General features: G+C 67.5%; 15 protein-coding genes. 14 read left to right on the top strand and 1 reads right to left on the bottom strand.

The window, feature by feature from the left end; genetic code table 11:
* Positions 1–40: 40 nt before the first annotated feature.
* Entirely contained in the window at positions 41–562 is a 522-nt protein-coding gene (locus tag QMO76_RS13850; RefSeq protein ID WP_306361680.1) for a DUF1772 domain-containing protein, read from the top strand.
* A 407-nt stretch (positions 563–969) separates the two neighbouring features.
* On the opposite strand, the gene QMO76_RS13845 is transcribed toward QMO76_RS13850, so the two are convergent.
* A complete protein-coding gene (locus tag QMO76_RS13845; RefSeq protein ID WP_306361679.1) occupies positions 970–1398 on the bottom strand; it encodes a CBS domain-containing protein in 429 nt (142 codons plus the stop codon).
* 207 nt (positions 1399–1605) lie between these two features.
* Here QMO76_RS13845 and QMO76_RS13840 point away from each other — a divergent pair, with 207 nt between their 5' ends.
* The 13 genes from QMO76_RS13840 (at position 1606) to QMO76_RS13775 (ending at position 16638) form a co-directional block, all read left to right on the top strand.
* Positions 1606–2025: a hypothetical protein gene (locus tag QMO76_RS13840; RefSeq protein WP_306361678.1), complete on the top strand. Its 420-nt coding sequence runs from the start codon at positions 1606–1608 to the stop codon at positions 2023–2025.
* 383 nt (positions 2026–2408) lie between these two features.
* Positions 2409–2789, top strand: a complete 381-nt coding sequence (locus QMO76_RS13835) for an NADH-quinone oxidoreductase subunit A (protein ID WP_029927524.1) — start codon at positions 2409–2411, stop codon at positions 2787–2789.
* A 106-nt stretch (positions 2790–2895) separates the two neighbouring features.
* Positions 2896–3450 carry an NADH-quinone oxidoreductase subunit B family protein gene (locus QMO76_RS13830; RefSeq protein ID WP_029927522.1) on the top strand — a complete coding sequence of 185 codons (555 nt, stop codon included), beginning with the start codon at positions 2896–2898 and terminating at the stop codon, positions 3448–3450.
* Between the two features lie 95 nt (positions 3451–3545).
* Entirely contained in the window at positions 3546–4262 is a 717-nt protein-coding gene (locus QMO76_RS13825) for an NADH-quinone oxidoreductase subunit C (RefSeq protein WP_372341978.1), read from the top strand.
* Positions 4262–5620 carry an NADH dehydrogenase (quinone) subunit D gene (gene nuoD / locus QMO76_RS13820; RefSeq protein WP_306361676.1) on the top strand — a complete coding sequence of 453 codons (1359 nt, stop codon included), beginning with the start codon at positions 4262–4264 and terminating at the stop codon, positions 5618–5620. Before QMO76_RS13825 ends, nuoD begins: the two co-directional genes overlap by 1 nt.
* A complete protein-coding gene (gene nuoE / locus QMO76_RS13815; protein ID WP_306361675.1) occupies positions 5617–6360 on the top strand; it encodes an NADH-quinone oxidoreductase subunit NuoE in 744 nt (247 codons plus the stop codon). The genes nuoD and nuoE overlap by 4 nt, the downstream gene beginning before the upstream one ends.
* Positions 6357–7682: an NADH-quinone oxidoreductase subunit NuoF gene (gene nuoF, locus QMO76_RS13810; RefSeq protein WP_306361674.1), complete on the top strand. Its 1326-nt coding sequence runs from the start codon at positions 6357–6359 to the stop codon at positions 7680–7682. Before nuoE ends, nuoF begins: the two co-directional genes overlap by 4 nt.
* A complete protein-coding gene (locus QMO76_RS13805; protein WP_306361673.1) occupies positions 7679–10141 on the top strand; it encodes an NADH-quinone oxidoreductase subunit G in 2463 nt (820 codons plus the stop codon). Before nuoF ends, QMO76_RS13805 begins: the two co-directional genes overlap by 4 nt.
* Before the next feature lie 34 nt (positions 10142–10175).
* Positions 10176–12005 (top strand): NADH-quinone oxidoreductase subunit NuoH, encoded by a 1830-nt coding sequence (gene nuoH / locus QMO76_RS13800; RefSeq protein WP_372341971.1) that lies wholly within the window; start codon positions 10176–10178, stop codon positions 12003–12005.
* Positions 12002–12835 carry an NADH-quinone oxidoreductase subunit J gene (locus tag QMO76_RS13790; RefSeq protein WP_306361672.1) on the top strand — a complete coding sequence of 278 codons (834 nt, stop codon included), beginning with the start codon at positions 12002–12004 and terminating at the stop codon, positions 12833–12835. The genes nuoH and QMO76_RS13790 overlap by 4 nt, the downstream gene beginning before the upstream one ends.
* Positions 12832–13131, top strand: a complete 300-nt coding sequence (gene nuoK / locus QMO76_RS13785) for an NADH-quinone oxidoreductase subunit NuoK (protein WP_029927508.1) — start codon at positions 12832–12834, stop codon at positions 13129–13131. Before QMO76_RS13790 ends, nuoK begins: the two co-directional genes overlap by 4 nt.
* A gap of 19 nt (positions 13132–13150) precedes the next feature.
* Complete coding sequence (gene nuoL, locus QMO76_RS13780; RefSeq protein WP_306361978.1) at positions 13151–15022, top strand: NADH-quinone oxidoreductase subunit L; 1872 nt, start codon at positions 13151–13153, stop codon at positions 15020–15022.
* Positions 15019–16638 (top strand): NADH-quinone oxidoreductase subunit M, encoded by a 1620-nt coding sequence (locus QMO76_RS13775; RefSeq protein ID WP_306361671.1) that lies wholly within the window; start codon positions 15019–15021, stop codon positions 16636–16638. Before nuoL ends, QMO76_RS13775 begins: the two co-directional genes overlap by 4 nt.
* Positions 16639–16739: the final 101 nt, after the last annotated feature.

Below are 16739 nucleotides of genomic sequence, written 5' to 3'. Positions count from 1 at the left end.
ACTCTGCGAACGAGAATACCGGGTGAAGGGAAGTACGATCATGACGTTCAAACGCACCATCTGGCTGTGGCTGCTGGTGATCTTCGTGAGCATCCAGTTCGGCGGCGGGCTGTACGAGAAGCTCGCGGTCATACCGCTGTGGGCGGAGGCGTCGCCCGAACAGGTGCTCGCCACCATGAGGACCTCCGGATTCCATCAGGCGGGGCGCGCCTTCTGGCCGTTCGTCTCACCGGTGGTGGCGCTGCTGTCGCTGATCTGCCTGTTCGTCGCGCGCCGTGCCGTGACCCCGCTGCGGAACTGGTGGCTGGCGGGGGCCGCGATCATGACGCTGTCGTCGATCTCCACCTATGCCTACTTCGCCACCCAGATGCTGGTGTTCCAGAACGGCGGCGAGGACTGGGACCCGGCCCGCGTCGAATCGTTCGTCAGCCTGTGGACGACTCTGAACTATCCGCGCATGGTGCTCGCCGCCGTCGGTTGGCTGTGCCTGCTGCGCGCCCTGTCGCTGTCGGGTGGCGCGGGGGCGGACGCGCGGCGGCCACTGTCGGCCACCGCCGCATGACGCAATATCGCCAACTCGAGATTCGCAGGTTTCGCAGGCGGGCTCCGATGGAACCTTTGAACTATCGCATCACTGATCGCGGGGCGGCGCGTTCATCGAGGCATTCGTGTCACGTGACGGGCGATGCGTACTCGAGCGTCCGTAGAAGGAGGACACGGTGCGAGAATTGGTGTTGGATCCTGGGCCCAATGGGCAGGCGCACGACAACTGGAATGAAGCCATGAATGCCGATGATGACGGGCAGGAGTCGTATATGCGGGTCAATCGCCTGTAACGTCGATGTGTAATCGCAGAATCGGATACGAAAACGCCCCCGGAGAAATCCGGGGGCGTTCTTTGTGCCCACAGGAACAGTGCGGATATCGCGCGTGCGCAATGGCATCGAGTGCACACTGGCACGCACCGCCTCAACCGTGCAGGTACTGCACCAGATGTTCCCGCTCGGTCTCCAGTTCGGCGATCTGACTCTTCACCACATCGCCGATGCTGACGATGCCGATCATGCGGCCGTCGCGGACCACGGGCAGGTGGCGGATGCGGTGCTCGGTCATCCGGGCATTGAGGGTTTCGACGCGGTCTTCCGGACAGCAGGTGTGGACGACGTCGGTCATGATTTCCGAGACCGACCGCCCGAGGATGGCGGCGCCGTGCCGGTGCAGGGCGCGCACCACGTCGCGCTCGGAGACGATACCGACCATATAGGACGCATCCGGCGAAACCACCACCGCGCCAACATTGTTGGTGGCGAGGATTTCCAGCAGTGCGTGCACCGTGGCATCGGGTGCGATCGTGACTACATCGGAACCTTTCCTGCGCAGAATCTCGGAAATTCGCATACTGTCCACCGCCCAGTGAATTCGACGTCGATGTCTCCAGGATCTCGCGATTCACCGCCGGTGACCAGCAACGATTGCGATTCGACCGTTAATGCGGATGTTGAACGAACCGGGCGGGACTCAAGGTGTCCGTGTTGCGAAGATTTTCCGCCGACGCGCGGACCGAATACGTCAAGCTGCCGCGCGCAGCCACCCCCGGCACGTACCATGCCGAACGTGGCCGAAGCGAAACGTCCCGCCGCACTGCGGGTGCTCGTGTACAGCAACGATGCCGACACTCGGAGCCAGATCATGCTGGCCCTGGGTCGAAAGCCGCATCCCGAACTGGAGCAGTTCGACTACCTCGAGGTGGCGACCGCGCCGGTGGTGATCGAGCGCCTGGATGCCGCCGAGGTCGATATCGCCATCCTGGACGGCGAGGCGCAGCCCACCGGTGGACTCGGACTGGCGAAACAGCTCAAGGACGAGATCGCCGACTGCCCACCGCTGGTCGTGATCACCGGTCGCCCCGACGATGTCTGGTTGGCGAACTGGTCCCGAGCGGATGCGGCGGTGTCACATCCGATCGATCCGATCCGGCTGACCGACGCCGTCGTCGGGGTGCTGCGCAATCGGGCGGCGGCGTAACCCACCCCGTCACGTGACGTTCGCCCATTGCGTCCGATTGGTCATGAATGGGCGTTCCGAATTCGATCAAACGCCACGCCGAAAATTGCTGCATCCCGACGTCCGAGTTGTAGGCTGTGCCGTAGCTCACAGGGGTGCGAGCCGAGGTATCAGTCCGATTCGGTATTAATCCACCGTGCCAGATCCCAGCCGCCCGCATCCCCGACGAGTGCCTGAGGGGCGAGACTGGCCCGGCATGACGACGATGTCAGCCCGCCTCGGCAGCATGCCGTCCGAATGCGTCCAGCTCGCGCGCGGCGACCGGGTCGGGCCCGTAGGCGGCAGCCTGCGTAACCACGAAGGGCCCGCGGTCGCCGCCAGGTAGGAGGAGGGGTAGTGCGGTTGTGAATATCGAGGTGCCGACTCTTGTTCTCGGTGCGATCGCCGCGGCGTTCGCACTGTTCTCGCTAGCTCTCGCGGCCCTCATCGGCCCCAAGCGCTACAACCGGGCCAAACTCGAACCCTACGAGTGCGGTATCGAACCGACGCCGCACGCGATCGCCGGCGGCCCGGGAAACGCCGCTGGACAACGCTTTCCGGTGAAGTACTACCTCACCGCGATGCTGTTCATCATCTTCGACATCGAGATCGTGTTCCTGTACCCGTGGGCGGTGCACTTCGACTCGCTCGGCCTGTTCGGCCTGGCGGCGATGGCGCTGTTCATCTTCAACGTCTCGGTGGCCTACGCCTACGAGTGGCGGCGCGGCGGACTCAGTTGGGACTGATTCGCGTGAGACAGGGCTGAATCGAACGACGGCTACCGGGAATTCCGATCAGCGCCGGTGCGCCCGCACGCGGGTCCGGCGCGAGAAGTCTGGAGAAGAATCCGATATGGGTCTCGAGGAGAAGCTGCCCAGCGGGTTTCTGCTGAGCACGGTCGAGGATATGGCGGGCTACCTGCGCAAGGGCTCACTGTGGCCCGCCACCTTCGGCCTGGCGTGCTGCGCGATCGAGATGATGGCCACCGGCGGCGGGCGATTCGATATCGCCCGCTTCGGCATGGAGGCGTTCCGCGCCTCGCCGCGGCAGGCCGATCTCATGATCGTCGCGGGACGGGTCAGCCAGAAGATGGCACCCGTCCTGCGCCAGGTCTACGACCAGATGACCGAACCGAAATGGGTGCTGGCCATGGGCGTGTGCGCCTCGTCCGGCGGCATGTTCAACAACTACGCCATCGTGCAGGGCGTCGACCACGTGGTTCCGGTCGACATCTACCTGCCCGGCTGCCCCCCGCGGCCGGAGATGCTGTTGAACGCGATCCTGAAGCTGCACGAGAAGATTCAGGAGGCTCCACTCGGCGTCAATCGCGAGGAAGCGATCAAGGCCGCCGAGGCCGCCGCCCTGGCCTCCACCCCGACCATTCAGATGAGGGGTCTGCTGCGATGACCTTCGATTCACCCAGTAGGACCGAGAGTCCCCCGGAGGCGGCCGTGGACGAACGCAAGCACGGCGAATCGAACGAGCCGGTCGAACCGCCGAGTATGGCCGGTCCGATCCAGGACGAGACCGAGAACGACAACGGCACAGCGGAATCCGACCCCGCACCCGATGAGGTCATCGGCGTGCGGCGCGGTATGTTCGGGGTCTCCGGCACCGGCGACACCTCCGGCTACGGCCGCTTGGTGCGCACGGTCACGCTGCCCGGCGGCACCGAACCGCCCTACGGCGGCTACTTCGACGGACTGGTGGCCACCCTGCGCGCAGCGCTCGGGGCGGAGTTCGAGGAGGCCGTGGAGAAGATCGTGGTGTTCCGCGGCGAACTCACCCTGCACGTGCGCCGCGAGCATCTGGTCGCGGTCGCCCGCGCGCTGCGCGACGATCCGGCGCTGCGGTTCGAACTGTGCCTGGGCGTGAGCGGCGTGCACTACCCCGACGACCAGGATCGGGAGCTGCACGCGGTCTACCAGCTCAACTCCATCACCCACAATCGCCGTCTGCGGGTGGAGGTCTCGGCTCCCGACGCCGACCCGCACATTCCCTCGCTCTATCCCGTGTACCCCACCACGGACTGGCACGAGCGGGAGACCTACGACTTCTTCGGCATCCTGTTCGACGGTCATCCCTCGCTGACCCGCATCTCCATGCCCGACGACTGGCGTGGACACCCGCAGCGCAAGGACTACCCGCTCGGCGGAATTCCGGTCGAGTACAAGGGCGCGCGCATCCCGCCGCCCGACGAGCGGAGGGCTTACTCCTGATGAACGACATCGATACCCGGCGCACAGCTTCCGGTGCGCCGGAAACACCTGTCTCACCGCAGGATCCGAAGCAGGAACGCGCCGTGACGGTGGTCGGCAACGACTGGGACGAGATCTCCGCCGCGCTCGACGGTGTCGCCGAGGAGCGCATCGTCGTGAACATGGGTCCGCAGCACCCGTCCACGCACGGGGTGCTGCGACTCATTCTGGAGATCGAGGGCGAGACCGTCACCGAGGCGCGCTGCGGAATCGGCTACCTGCACACCGGCATCGAGAAGAACCTCGAGTACCGGCCGTGGGTGCAGGGCGTCACCTTCGTCACCCGCATGGACTACCTGTCGCCGTTCTTCAACGAGACCGCGTACTGCCTGGCGATGGAGAAGCTGCTCGACATCACCGACGACATTCCCGAGCGCGCCAGCGTGGTGCGGGTGATGCTGATGGAGCTCAACCGCATCTCCTCGCATCTGGTGGCGCTGGCCACCGGCGGCATGGAATTGGGGGCGCTCACCCCGATGCTGTTCGGCTTCCGGGAGCGCGAGCTGATTCTCGACGTCTTCGAGACGATCACCGGACTGCGGATGAACCACGCCTACATCCGCCCCGGCGGCCTGGCGCAGGATCTGCCGGAGGACGGCGTCACCAAGGTGCGCGAACTGCTGGCCATCATGCCGAAACGCCTGCGGGATCTGGAACTGCTCCTCAACGAGAATCCGATCTGGAAGGCCCGCACCCGCGACGTCGGATACCTGGATCTCACCGGCTGCATGGCGCTGGGTATCACCGGTCCGGTGCTGCGCTCGACCGGCCTGCCGCACGATCTGCGCAAATCGCAGCCGTACTGCGGCTACGAGGACTACGAATTCGACGTCATGACCGACACCGGCTGTGATTGCTACGGGCGCTACCTGATTCGCGTCAACGAGATGAAGGAATCGCTCAAGATCGTCGAGCAGTGTCTGGACAAACTGCGGCCCGGACCGGTGATGGTCAGCGACAAGAAGGTGGCCTGGCCCGCGGATCTGGCGCTGGGCCCGGACGGACTCGGCAACTCGCCGCAGCACATCGGCAAGATCATGGGCACCTCCATGGAGGCGCTGATCCACCACTTCAAGATCGTGACCGAGGGTATCCGGGTACCGGCCGGGCAGGTCTACACGGCGGTGGAGTCCCCGCGCGGCGAACTCGGCGTGCACATGGTCAGCGATGGCGGCACCCGGCCGTACCGGGTGCACTACCGCGACCCCTCCTTCACGAATCTGCAAGCGGTGGCGGCGATGTGCGAGGGCGGCATGGTCGCCGACGTCATCGCCTCGGTGGCGAGTATCGACCCGGTGATGGGAGGGGTGGATCGATGAGCACAGCATCACCCAGTGATTCCACGGGGAGCGGTGGTCGGGCGACGGGCGGGCTCTTGCTGAACCTGACGACCCGGCCGATCCCGTACCCGCAGCAGGTGCACGACCGCCTGGAGGTGGAGGCCCGCGAGATCATCGCGCGCTACCCGCACCCGCGCTCCGCACTGCTGCCACTGCTGCACCTGGTGCAATCGGTGGAGGGCTACGTCTCCGGCACCGGCATCGAATTCTGCGCCGGGCAGCTGGGTTTGACCGATGCCGAGGTGACCGCCGTGGCCACCTTCTACTCCATGTACCGGCGCACCCCCACCGGCGACTACCACGTGGGCGTGTGCACCAACACGCTGTGCGCGGTCATGGGCGGTGACGAGATCCTCGCGACGCTGACCGAACACCTCGGGGTCCGGCACGGCGAGACCACCGCGGACGGCGCGGTCACGCTCGAGCACATCGAGTGCAACGCGGCCTGCGACTACGCCCCCGTCATGATGGTGAACTGGGAGTTCTTCGACAACCAGACGCCGGAATCGGCACGGGCGCTGGTGGATGCGCTGCGCCGCGGCGAGCAGGTGACCGGCAGCCGCAGTGGCGCACCGCTGTGCACCTTCCGCGAAACCGCCCGCATCCTCGCCGGATATCCGGATCAGCGCCCCGGCGCGAACGACGGTGCGCCCGGAACGGCAACCCTCGCTGGTTTGCATGCGGTGCAAGAGAATCCGACCGACGGAGGCGTTCAGTGACGACATTGACGCCGGTGCTCACCCGGCACTGGGCCGAGCCCGAGTCGTGGACCCTGAAGTCCTATCGCCGCCAGGAAGGCTACCGCGCCCTGCCCAAGGCGCTGAAGATGCGGCCGGACGAGGTCATCGCCACCGTCAAGGACGCGGGGCTGCGCGGCCGCGGCGGCGCGGGCTTCCCGACCGGCATGAAATGGGGTTTCATCCCGCAGGGGCCCGGCCCGGACGGCATCGAGAAACCGCACTACCTGGTCGTCAACGCCGACGAGTCGGAACCGGGCACCTGCAAGGACATTCCGCTCATGATGGCCAGCCCGCACCTGCTGGTCGAGGGCGTCATCATCGCCGCCTACGCCATCCGCGCCTCGCACGCCTTCATCTATCTGCGCGGTGAGGTGCTACCGGTGCTGCGTCGGTTGCAGACCGCCGTGGCGGAGGCGTACGCGGCGGGCTATGTCGGCCGCAATATCCTCGGCTCGGGTTACGACCTGGAGATCGTCGTGCACGCCGGGGCGGGCGCGTACATCTGCGGTGAGGAGACCGCGCTGCTGGACTCCCTGGAGGGGCGGCGCGGACAACCGCGCCTGCGCCCCCCGTTCCCCGCGGTGGCCGGGCTCTACGCCTGCCCGACCGTGGTCAACAACGTCGAGTCCATTGCGTCCGTGCCGTGCATCCTGGCCAATGGCGTCGAGTGGTTCCGGTCCTTCGGCACCGAGAAGTCGCCGGGCACCACCATCTACTCGCTCTCCGGTCACGTGACGCGACCCGGACAGTATGAAGCACCCCTGGGAATCACCCTGCGAGAGTTGCTGTCCTACGCGGGCGGTGTCCGCGCGGGCCACACCCTCAAGTTCTGGACCCCCGGCGGATCCTCCACTCCCCTGTTCACCGCCGAACACCTCGACGTGGCACTGGATTACGAGGGTGTCGCCGCCGCGGGCTCCATGCTCGGCACCAAGGCGTTGCAGATCTTCGACGACACCACCTGCGTGGTGCGGGCGGTGCTGCGCTGGACCGAGTTCTACGCCCACGAATCCTGCGGAAAGTGCACACCGTGCCGCGAGGGCACGTACTGGCTGGTGCAGCTGCTGCAACGCCTGGAAAGCGGGCAGGGGCACAGCACCGATCTGGACAAGCTGGCCGATATCGCCGACAACATCAACGGCAAATCCTTCTGCGCCCTCGGTGACGGCGCGGCCAGCCCCATCGTCTCCTCGCTGCAGTACTTCCGCGACGAATACGCCGACCACATCCGGTACGGCGCATGTCCTTTCGACCCGTCCCGGACCACCGTCTGGGCGGATACGGCCGAAGGAGCGCGATGACCGCGACAGTCAGCAGCAACGACAGCGACACCGCACCCGCCGATCTGGTGAGCGTCACCATCGACGGCACCACCGTCAGCGTGCCCGCGGGCACCCTGGTGATCCGGGCCGCCGAGCTGATCGGCATCCAGATCCCGCGCTTCTGCGACCATCCGCTGCTCGAACCGGTGGGCGCGTGCCGCCAGTGCATCGTCGAGGTGGAAGGCCAGCGCAAGCCCGTCGCCTCCTGCACCATGGCGGTCGCCGACGGCATGGTGGTGCACACCCAGCTCTCCTCGCCGGTCGCCGCCAAGGCGCAAGAGGGTGTCATGGAGCTACTGCTCATCAACCACCCCCTGGACTGCCCGGTCTGCGACAAGGGCGGCGAATGCCCGTTGCAGAACCAGGCCATGTCCAACGGCCGCGCGGAATCGCGGTTCGAGGGCGAGAAGCGCACCTACCCCAAGCCGATTCCGCTGTCCTCGGCCATTCTGCTGGACCGGGAACGGTGTGTGCTGTGCGCCCGCTGCACCCGCTTCGCCCAGCAGGTGGCCGGTGATCCGTTCATCGAACTGATGGAACGCGGTGCGCTGGAGCAGGTCGGCATCGCCCAGGGCGAGAGTTTCGACTCCTACTTCTCCGGCAACACCGTGCAGATCTGCCCGGTGGGCGCGCTCACCGGCAGCACCTACCGGTTCCGGGCGCGGCCCTTCGACCTGGTCTCCAGTCCGGCGGTGTGCGAGCACTGCGCCTCCGGCTGCGCCCAGCGCACCGACCATCGGCGCGGCAAGGTCATGCGCCGCCTGGCCGGCGACGATCCGCAGGTCAACGAGGAATGGAACTGCGATAAGGGCCGCTTCGCATTCCAGTACGCCACCGAGCGGGACCGGCTCACCACCCCGATGGTGCGCGGCTGGGACGGACGGCTCGCCCCCGCCTCGTGGTCCGAGGCGCTCGCCGCTGCGGCCGCCGGCATGGCCGGGGCACACGGCAATGCGGCGGTGCTGGTGGGCGGTCGCGTCACCCTGGAGGACGCCTACGCCTATTCGAAGTTCGCGCGAGTCGTGCTGGGCACCAACGACATCGACTTCCGCTCCCGCGACCACTCCGCCGAGGAAGCCGACTTCCTGGCGGCCCGCGTCGCCGGGCAGGGCATCACGGTCGATTACGGTGCGCTGGAACAGGCTCCGGCGGTGCTGCTGGTCGGATTCGAACCCGAAGAGGAATCACCGATCGTGTACCTGCGGCTGCGCAAGGCGGCCCGCAAGAACAGCACGGCGATCTTCGGCCTCGCCCCCTTCCTGACCCCGGGGCTGGAGAAGATGTCCGGCACACTGCTGCCCGCGGCCCCCGGAGCCGAACCGCACATCCTCGAGGCGCTGCGCGGCGGCGATACCGCCGGACTCGTCGATCCCACTGTCGCACAGCGCATTGCGGACCTGCTGCGACAGCCGGGCGCGGTGATCATGGTGGGTGAGCGGCTCGCCGGAGCCTCCGGTGGACTCTCCGCCGCCACCCGACTGGCCGAGGAGACCGGGGCGGCACTGGCCTGGGTGCCCCGCCGTGCGGGCGAGCGCGGCGCGATCGAGGCGGGAGCCCTGCCGGTGCTGCTGCCCGGCGGCCGACCGGTCGCCGACCCGCAGGCCCGGCACGAGGTGCGCGACGCCTGGAACATCGACGACATCCCGGCCGCCCCCGGCCGCGACACCGCCGGAATCCTCGCCGCCGCACCGACACTCGGCGCACTGGTGGTCGGCGGGGTGGAGGTCGGCGACCTGCCCGATCCACATGCCGCGCTGGCCGCCATCGACTCCGCCCGCTTCGTGGTGAGCCTGGAACTGCGGCACAGCGATATCACCGGCCGCGCCGACGTGGTCTTCCCGGTGGCCTCCGCCATGGAGAAGGCCGGCACCTTCCTCACCTGGGAGGGTCGCCATCGGCCGTTCGAGGCCGCACTGCGCGACGCCACCGTGCGCCGCGAGGCGGCGCCGCTGCCCGAGCACCGCGTCCTGAACGCCATCGCCGCGGAACTGGGTATCAGCCTCGGCGTACCCGATGCCGCGCACGCCCGCGCCGAACTCGCCGATCTCGGCGTCTGGTCCGGACCGGCCGCCGCAGACCCCGTGCACCGGCCGCATCCGGTGCCGCAGCCCTCCTCCGGCACCGCGATTCTGGCGGGCTGGCGCATGCTCGTCGACCGGGGCCGCCTCCAGGACGGTGAACCCAATCTGGCCGGGACCGCCCGCACCCCCGTGGTGCGCCTGTCCCCGCACACCGCCGCCGAAATCGGTGCCACCACCGGCGATCCGGTCACCGTCGGCACCGACCACGGCCACATCACCCTGCCCCTGGTGATCACCGATATGCCGGATCGCGTGGTGTGGCTGCCCATGAACTCGCCCGGGTCCGATGTGCTCGTGCAACTCGGCACGGCACCCGGCCACCTCGTGCGCATCCGACGGGAGGACCACCGTGAGTGAGCTGTGTTCGATGTGGGCGCTCGCGGGGCCCTCCGTGGTTACGCAAGCTGCCGCCTCCGGGCCTGACGCGAGCACCCTGAGCATTTTCGGCCACGACCCCTGGTGGCTGGTGCTGGTCAAATCCCTCGGCATCTTCGTCTTCCTGCTGCTCACCCCCATGCTGGCGGTGTACGCGGAACGAAAGATCGTGGCGTTCATGCAGATGCGCGTCGGCCCCAACCGGGTCGGCCCGCGCGGCACCCTCCAGTCCATCGCCGACGGCGTGAAGATGCTCCTCAAGGAGGACATCATCCCGGCCATCGTGGACAAGCCGATCTTCGTGCTCGCGCCGGTCATCTCGCTCATCCCGGCGGTCATGGCCTTCGCCGTGATCCCGTTCGGGCCCGAGGTCAGCATCTTCGGCGAGACCACCCAGTTGCAGCTCACCGATATGCCGGTGGCGGTGCTCTACGTGCTGGCCATGGCCTCGGTCGGCGTGTACGGAATCGTGTTGGCGGGCTGGGCGTCCGGATCCACCTATCCGCTGCTGGGCGGGCTGCGCTCCACCGCGCAGGTGATCTCCTACGAGATCGCCATGGCGCTGTGCTTCGCGGCGGTGTTCCTGCTCGCGGGCACCATGTCCACCTCCGGCATCGTGGACGCCCAGTACGGCACCTGGTACGTGTTCCTGCTGCTGCCGTCGTTCCTCATCTACGCGGTGTCCATGGTCGGCGAGACCAACCGCGCGCCCTTCGACCTCCCCGAGGCCGAGGGCGAACTGGTGGGCGGCTTCCACACCGAGTACTCCTCGCTCAAGTTCGCCATGTTCATGATGGCCGAGTACATCAATATGGCGACGGTGTCGGCACTGGCCACCACGCTGTTCTTCGGCGGCTGGCACGCACCCTTCCCGATCAGCCTGTGGGAGGGCGCGAACTCCGGCTGGTGGCCCATGCTGTGGTTCACCGCCAAGGTGTGGACGTTCCTGTTCGTGTTCATCTGGCTGCGCGGCACGCTGCCGCGACTGCGCTACGACCAGTTCATGAATCTGGGCTGGAAGCTGCTCATCCCGGTCTCGCTGGCCTGGGTCATGTTCGTGGCCACCCTGCGGGTGCTCCAGCTCGAGGGCATGAACGTGCAGACGCCCGGCATGGTGATCGGCGGCATCGTGGTCGCGATCGTGCTCATCGGACTGGTGCTGCGGGCCGGGCACGCGGGCGACGACCGCACCGCCGCCGCACCCGATCCCGACGCCACCCGCATGTACTCGGACTTCCCGGTGCCGCCCATGCCGACCGACACCGGCGCCCGCGCCGCCAAACCCGGCCTGCTGGAACCGCTCGGCGGCTTCTGGGTCACCTTCTCCACCATGTTCAAGAAGCCGAACACCGAGCTGTACCCGGAAGTGAAGGTGCCCACCGCACCCCGCTACCACGGACGCCACCAGCTCAACCGGCATCCGGACGGCCTGGAGAAGTGCATCGGCTGCGAGTTGTGCGCCTGGGCCTGCCCGGCCGACGCCATCTTCGTGGAGGGCGCGGACAACACCGAAGACGAGCGCTTCTCCCCCGGCGAACGCTACGGCCGCGTGTACCAGATCAACTATCTGCGCTGCATCGGCTGCGGTCTGTGCGTGGAGGCCTGCCCCACCCGGGCGCTCACCATGACCAACGACTACGAGCTCGCCGACGACAATCGCGCCGACCTCATCTTCGAGAAGGAGGATCTGCTCGCCCCGCTGCGGCAGGGCATGCTCACCCCGCCGCACGCCATGTACCCGGGCGCGGACGAGGGCTCCTACTACCGGGGCGAAGTGCCCGGCGCGACAACCGAACCCGAGCCCCGCACCCCCACGGCGGTCGGCGCGGAAGGAGAGGCGCGATGAATGCTCTTCTCGCCCAGGCGGAACCGGTCATCACCCGCACCACCACCGGTGAGGCCGTGATGTTCTGGATTCTCGCCGTGGTCGCCGTAGCCGGGGCGCTGGGCATGGTGTGCGCCCGCAAGGCCGTGCATTCGGCGCTGTGCCTGGCCGCCACCATGATCACCCTGTCGGTGTTCTACATCGCACAGGACGCGCTGTTCCTGGGCGTGGTGCAGATCGTCGTCTACACCGGCGCGGTCATGATGCTGTTCCTGTTCGTGCTCATGCTCGTCGGCGTGGATTCCGCGGAGTCGCTGCGGGAGACGCTGCGCGGGCATCGGATCGCCGTGATCGTGGTCGGCCTCGGCTTCGGTCTGCTGCTCATGGCCGCCATCTCGCGCGGTATGAGCGAGACCGGCGTGGCCGCCACCGGACCGGGGCTGGGCGGCGACTACGCCGTCGCGCAGCTCGCCGAGCTGATCTTCGTGCGGTACGTGTGGGCCTTCGAACTCACCGGCGCGCTGCTGATCACCGCCACCATCGGCGCGATGGTGCTGGCGCACCGCGAGAAGTTCGGGCCGCGCACCGATCAGCGCGAACTGTCCAAGCAGCGGTTCCGGGACGGTACCCGGGTCACGCCGCTGCCCACGCCCGGTGTGTACGCCCGCCACAACGCCGTCGACACCCCGGCCCGGCTGCCCGACGGATCCTTCGAGGAACAGTCGGTCAGCACCATCCTGCGGCACCGCCGACGGCGCGCACACAACGAAGCCGCCGCGCTCTCGGTCACCAACGGGAACGGCAACGGCCACAACCACTCCGACAGCTCGGACGAGGAAGGCTCGCGGTGAATCCGGACAACTACCTGTATCTGTCCGCACTACTGTTCACCATCGGCGCGGCCGGTGTGCTGGTGCGGCGCAACGCCATCGTGGTGTTCATGTGCATCGAGCTGATGCTCAACGCGGTGAATCTGGCCTTCGTCACCTTCGCCCGCCAGCACGGCAATCTCGACGGGCAGGTCTTCGCCTTCTTCACCATGGTGGTCGCCGCCGCCGAGGTCGTGGTGGGACTGGCCATCATCATGACCATCTTCCGTGCCCGCCGCTCGACCTCGGTCGACGACGCGAATCTGCTGCGGTACTGATATGGATACGCAGACGATGATGCTGTGGCTGCTGCCCGCACTGCCGCTGGCCGGTGCCGTATTCCTGCTGTTGGTCGGACGATTCAGCGATAGGTGGGGCCACTGGGTCGGCACCCTCATGGCGCTGGGCTCGTTCGGCGTCGCCGCGTGGGCGTTCGTGGAGATGCTCGGCCGTGCCGACGCCGACCGCGCCGTGCACCACGCCTTCTTCAGCTGGGTGCCGGTCACCGGGCTGAGCGTCGACTTCGCCCTGCAACTCGACCAGCTGTCGATGTGCTTCGCACTCCTCATCACCGGAGTCGGATCGCTCATCCACATCTACTCGGTCGGCTACATGAAAGGCGATCCGGGGCGGCGGCGATTCTTCGCCTACCTGAACCTCTTCCTCGCCGCCATGCTGGTGCTGGTGCTCGCCGACAACTACCTGGTGCTGTATCTGGGCTGGGAGGGTGTCGGTCTCGCCTCCTACCTGCTGATCGGATTCTGGTACCACAAGCCGTCCGCGGCGACGGCCGCCAAGAAGGCGTTCGTGGTCAACCGCGTCGGTGATATCGGCCTGGCCATCGCGCTCATGATCATGTTCGCCACCTTCGGCAGCGTGGACTTCCAGACCGTGTTCGGGGCCGCGTCGGCGGCGGGCGAGGGCACCCTCACCGCCATCGGATTGCTGCTGCTGCTCGGCGCGTGCGGCAAATCCGCGCAGGTGCCGCTGCAATCCTGGCTCGGGGACGCCATGGAAGGCCCGACCCCGGTGTCCGCGCTCATCCACGCGGCCACCATGGTCACCGCCGGTGTGTATCTGATCGCCCGCTCCAACGCCATCTTCGACCTGGCTCCCGGCGCGCAGGCCGCGGTCATGGCGGTCGGCGCGGTGACGCTGCTCTACGGCGCGATCATCGGCTGCGCCAAGGACGACATCAAGAAGGCCCTGGCCGCCTCCACCATGAGTCAGATCGGATACATGGTGCTGGCGGCGGGACTGGGGCCGGTCGGCTACGCCGCGGCCATCATGCACCTGCTGACGCACGGCTTCTTCAAGGCCGGACTGTTCCTCGGAGCCGGATCGGTCATGCACGCCATGAACGACGAAACCGATATGCGCCGCTACGGCGCACTGCGCAAGTTCCTGCCGATCACCTACATCACCTTCGGACTCGGGTACCTGGCGATCATCGGGGTGCCGCCGTTCGCGGGATTCTTCTCCAAGGACCGCATCATCGAATCCGCCTTCGCCTACGGCGGGTGGGGCGGCTGGGTGACCGGTATCGCGGCGCTGGTCGGCGCGGGCGTCACCGCCTTCTACATGACCCGCGTCATGCTGCTCACCTTCTTCGGTGAGAAACGCTGGCACGAGGATGCGCATCCGCACGAAGCGCCGGTGAGCATGACCGGGCCGATGATCCTGCTCGCGCTGGGCTCGGTGGCCTCGGGCGCGATGCTGGCCTTCGGTTCCTCGCTGCAGAATTGGCTCGCCCCGGTGGTCGGATCGCATCACGGTGAACCGGTGATCCCGATCTGGATGATCACCTTCTTCGCCCTCGCCGTGGTCGCGGCGGGTGTGTGGGTGGCCTACGACCAGTACGCCAAACGGGGCATCCCGGTGCTCGCCCCCGCGGGCAACGCACTCACCGTCGCCGCCCGCCGCGATCTCTACCACGACGCCGTCAACGAGGCCGCGTTCATGCGGCCGGGCCGGCACCTGACCCGCTCGCTGGTCTTCGTCGACAATCGCGGGATCGACGGCCTGGTCAACACCACCGCCGCAGTCATCGGTGGCCTGTCGGCTCGAATCCGGCGCGCGCAAACCGGATTCGTGCGGTCCTACGCCCTGTCCATGTTCACCGGCGCGGCCCTGGTGGCCGCCGCCCTGCTGGCGGTGAGGTACCTGTGAGCGAGTTTCCTTGGCTGACAACGCTGTGGGTGACACCGCTCGCCGGTGCCGCGCTCACCCTGCTGATACCCGGAGCCTGGCGCACCGCCGCCCGCGCCTGGGCGCTGCTCGTCTCACTGGGCACCCTCGGCATCGGGATCTGGCTCGCCACCCGGTTCGTGCCCGGAGGTGAGCACTTCCAATTCGTCGAATCACACGAGTGGATACCGGCCTTCGGAGCCGGATACACCGTCGGCATGGACGGCATCGCCCTGGTGCTGGTGCTGCTCACCGCCGGGCTGGTGCCGCTGCTCATCCTCGCCGGGTGGAACGACGAACGCTCGGTGGGCAGCGGGCCTCGGGTGACGCACTACTACATGGCGCTCACGCTCGTGGTCGAGGCCATGGTGCTGGTCTCCTTCACCGCCCTGGACATCCTGCTGTTCTACGTGGTGTTCGAAGTGATGCTCATCCCGATGTACTTCCTCATCGGCGGATTCGGGCCGCGCATCACCGATGTGGCACTGCGGCAGCAGCGGTCCCGGGCAGCGGTGAAGTTCCTGCTGTACAACCTGTTCGGCGGGCTGATCATGCTGGCCGCGGTGATCGGGCTGTACGTGCTCACCGTGCGCGAGGGCATCGGCGGCGAGAACGGCACCTTCGACTTCCGGGCCGTCATGGAGGCCGCCAACTCCGGTCAGCTCGGGGCCGGACCGGCGGTGCTCAACGCCATCTTCCTCGGCTTCATGTTCGCCTTCGCGGTGAAGGCGCCGCTGTGGCCGCTGCACACCTGGCTGCCGGACGCCGCCGTGGCCGCCACCCCGGCCAGCGCGGTGCTCATGATGGCCATCGTGGACAAGGTCGGCACCTTCGGCATGCTGCGTTACTGCCTGCTGCTGTTCCCCACCGCCGCATCGGATTACGCGCCGATCATCAGCGCGCTCGCGGTCATCGGCATCATCTACGGGGCCCTGCTGGCCATCGGGCAGACCGATGTCATGCGGCTCATCGCCTACACCTCGATCTCGCACTTCGGCTTCATCATCCTGGGTATCTTCGCCATGACCAGCCAGGGCGGATCCGGAGCGACGCTGTACATGGTCAACCACGGCATCTCGACGGCGGCGCTGTTCCTCATCGCCGGATTCCTGGTGTCGCGCCGCGGCACCCGCGTCATCGCCGACTACGGCGGGGTGCAGAAGGTCGCGCCGGTCATGGCCGGAACGTTCCTCATCGCCGGACTGGCCACCCTGTCCCTGCCCGGGCTGGCGCCGTTCGTGAGCGAATTCCTGGTGCTGGTCGGCACCTTCAACCGTTACCCGGTGGCGGCCGTCTTCGCCGCCAGCGCACTGGTGCTCGCGGCGCTCTACGTGCTGTGGATGTACCAGCGCATGATGACCGGCCCGGCGAAGGAGGGCAGCGACAAGATCTACGACCTGCTGCCGCGCGAACTCGCGGTGGTGGTGCCGCTGATCGGGGCGCTGATCTTCCTGGGCGCGTACCCGAAACCGGCGCTGGACGCCATCGACCCGGCGGTGGCGCGCACGCTCACCACCATCGGTAAGCAGGATCCGGCGCCGACGGTGCGACCCGAGGCCGCGACCGAATCCACGCACACCGGAGGTGCACACAAGTGAGCGGTACTCCCCTTCTCGCAGCTGTCTCCGAGGCACGGTTCGCCGCGGTGTCGGACTCGCTGCTCGCCGCGACCGTCCCCGCGCCCAGCATCGAGTACCGG

Origin of the sequence: Nocardia sp. CC227C (assembly GCF_030767025.1) — a bacterium.
GTDB lineage: Bacteria > Actinomycetota > Actinomycetes > Mycobacteriales > Mycobacteriaceae > Nocardia.
This window is presented reverse-complemented; position numbering and strand designations above follow the sequence as displayed.

Excerpts from the sequence above, each read along its gene's own strand:
- QMO76_RS13850 (WP_306361680.1), top strand. The coding sequence starts at position 41 with ATGACGTTCAAACGCACCATCTGGCTGTGGCTGCTGGTGATCTTCGTG.
- QMO76_RS13845 (WP_306361679.1), bottom strand. The coding sequence starts at position 1,398 with ATGCGAATTTCCGAGATTCTGCGCAGGAAAGGTTCCGATGTAGTCACG.
- QMO76_RS13840 (WP_306361678.1), top strand. The coding sequence starts at position 1,606 with ATGCCGAACGTGGCCGAAGCGAAACGTCCCGCCGCACTGCGGGTGCTC.
- QMO76_RS13830 (WP_029927522.1), top strand. The coding sequence starts at position 2,896 with ATGGGTCTCGAGGAGAAGCTGCCCAGCGGGTTTCTGCTGAGCACGGTC.
- QMO76_RS13825 (WP_372341978.1), top strand. The coding sequence starts at position 3,546 with ATGGCCGGTCCGATCCAGGACGAGACCGAGAACGACAACGGCACAGCG.
- nuoD (WP_306361676.1), top strand. The coding sequence starts at position 4,262 with ATGAACGACATCGATACCCGGCGCACAGCTTCCGGTGCGCCGGAAACA.
- nuoE (WP_306361675.1), top strand. The coding sequence starts at position 5,617 with ATGAGCACAGCATCACCCAGTGATTCCACGGGGAGCGGTGGTCGGGCG.
- QMO76_RS13805 (WP_306361673.1), top strand. The coding sequence starts at position 7,679 with ATGACCGCGACAGTCAGCAGCAACGACAGCGACACCGCACCCGCCGAT.
- QMO76_RS13790 (WP_306361672.1), top strand. The coding sequence starts at position 12,002 with ATGAATGCTCTTCTCGCCCAGGCGGAACCGGTCATCACCCGCACCACC.
- nuoL (WP_306361978.1), top strand. The coding sequence starts at position 13,151 with ATGCTGTGGCTGCTGCCCGCACTGCCGCTGGCCGGTGCCGTATTCCTG.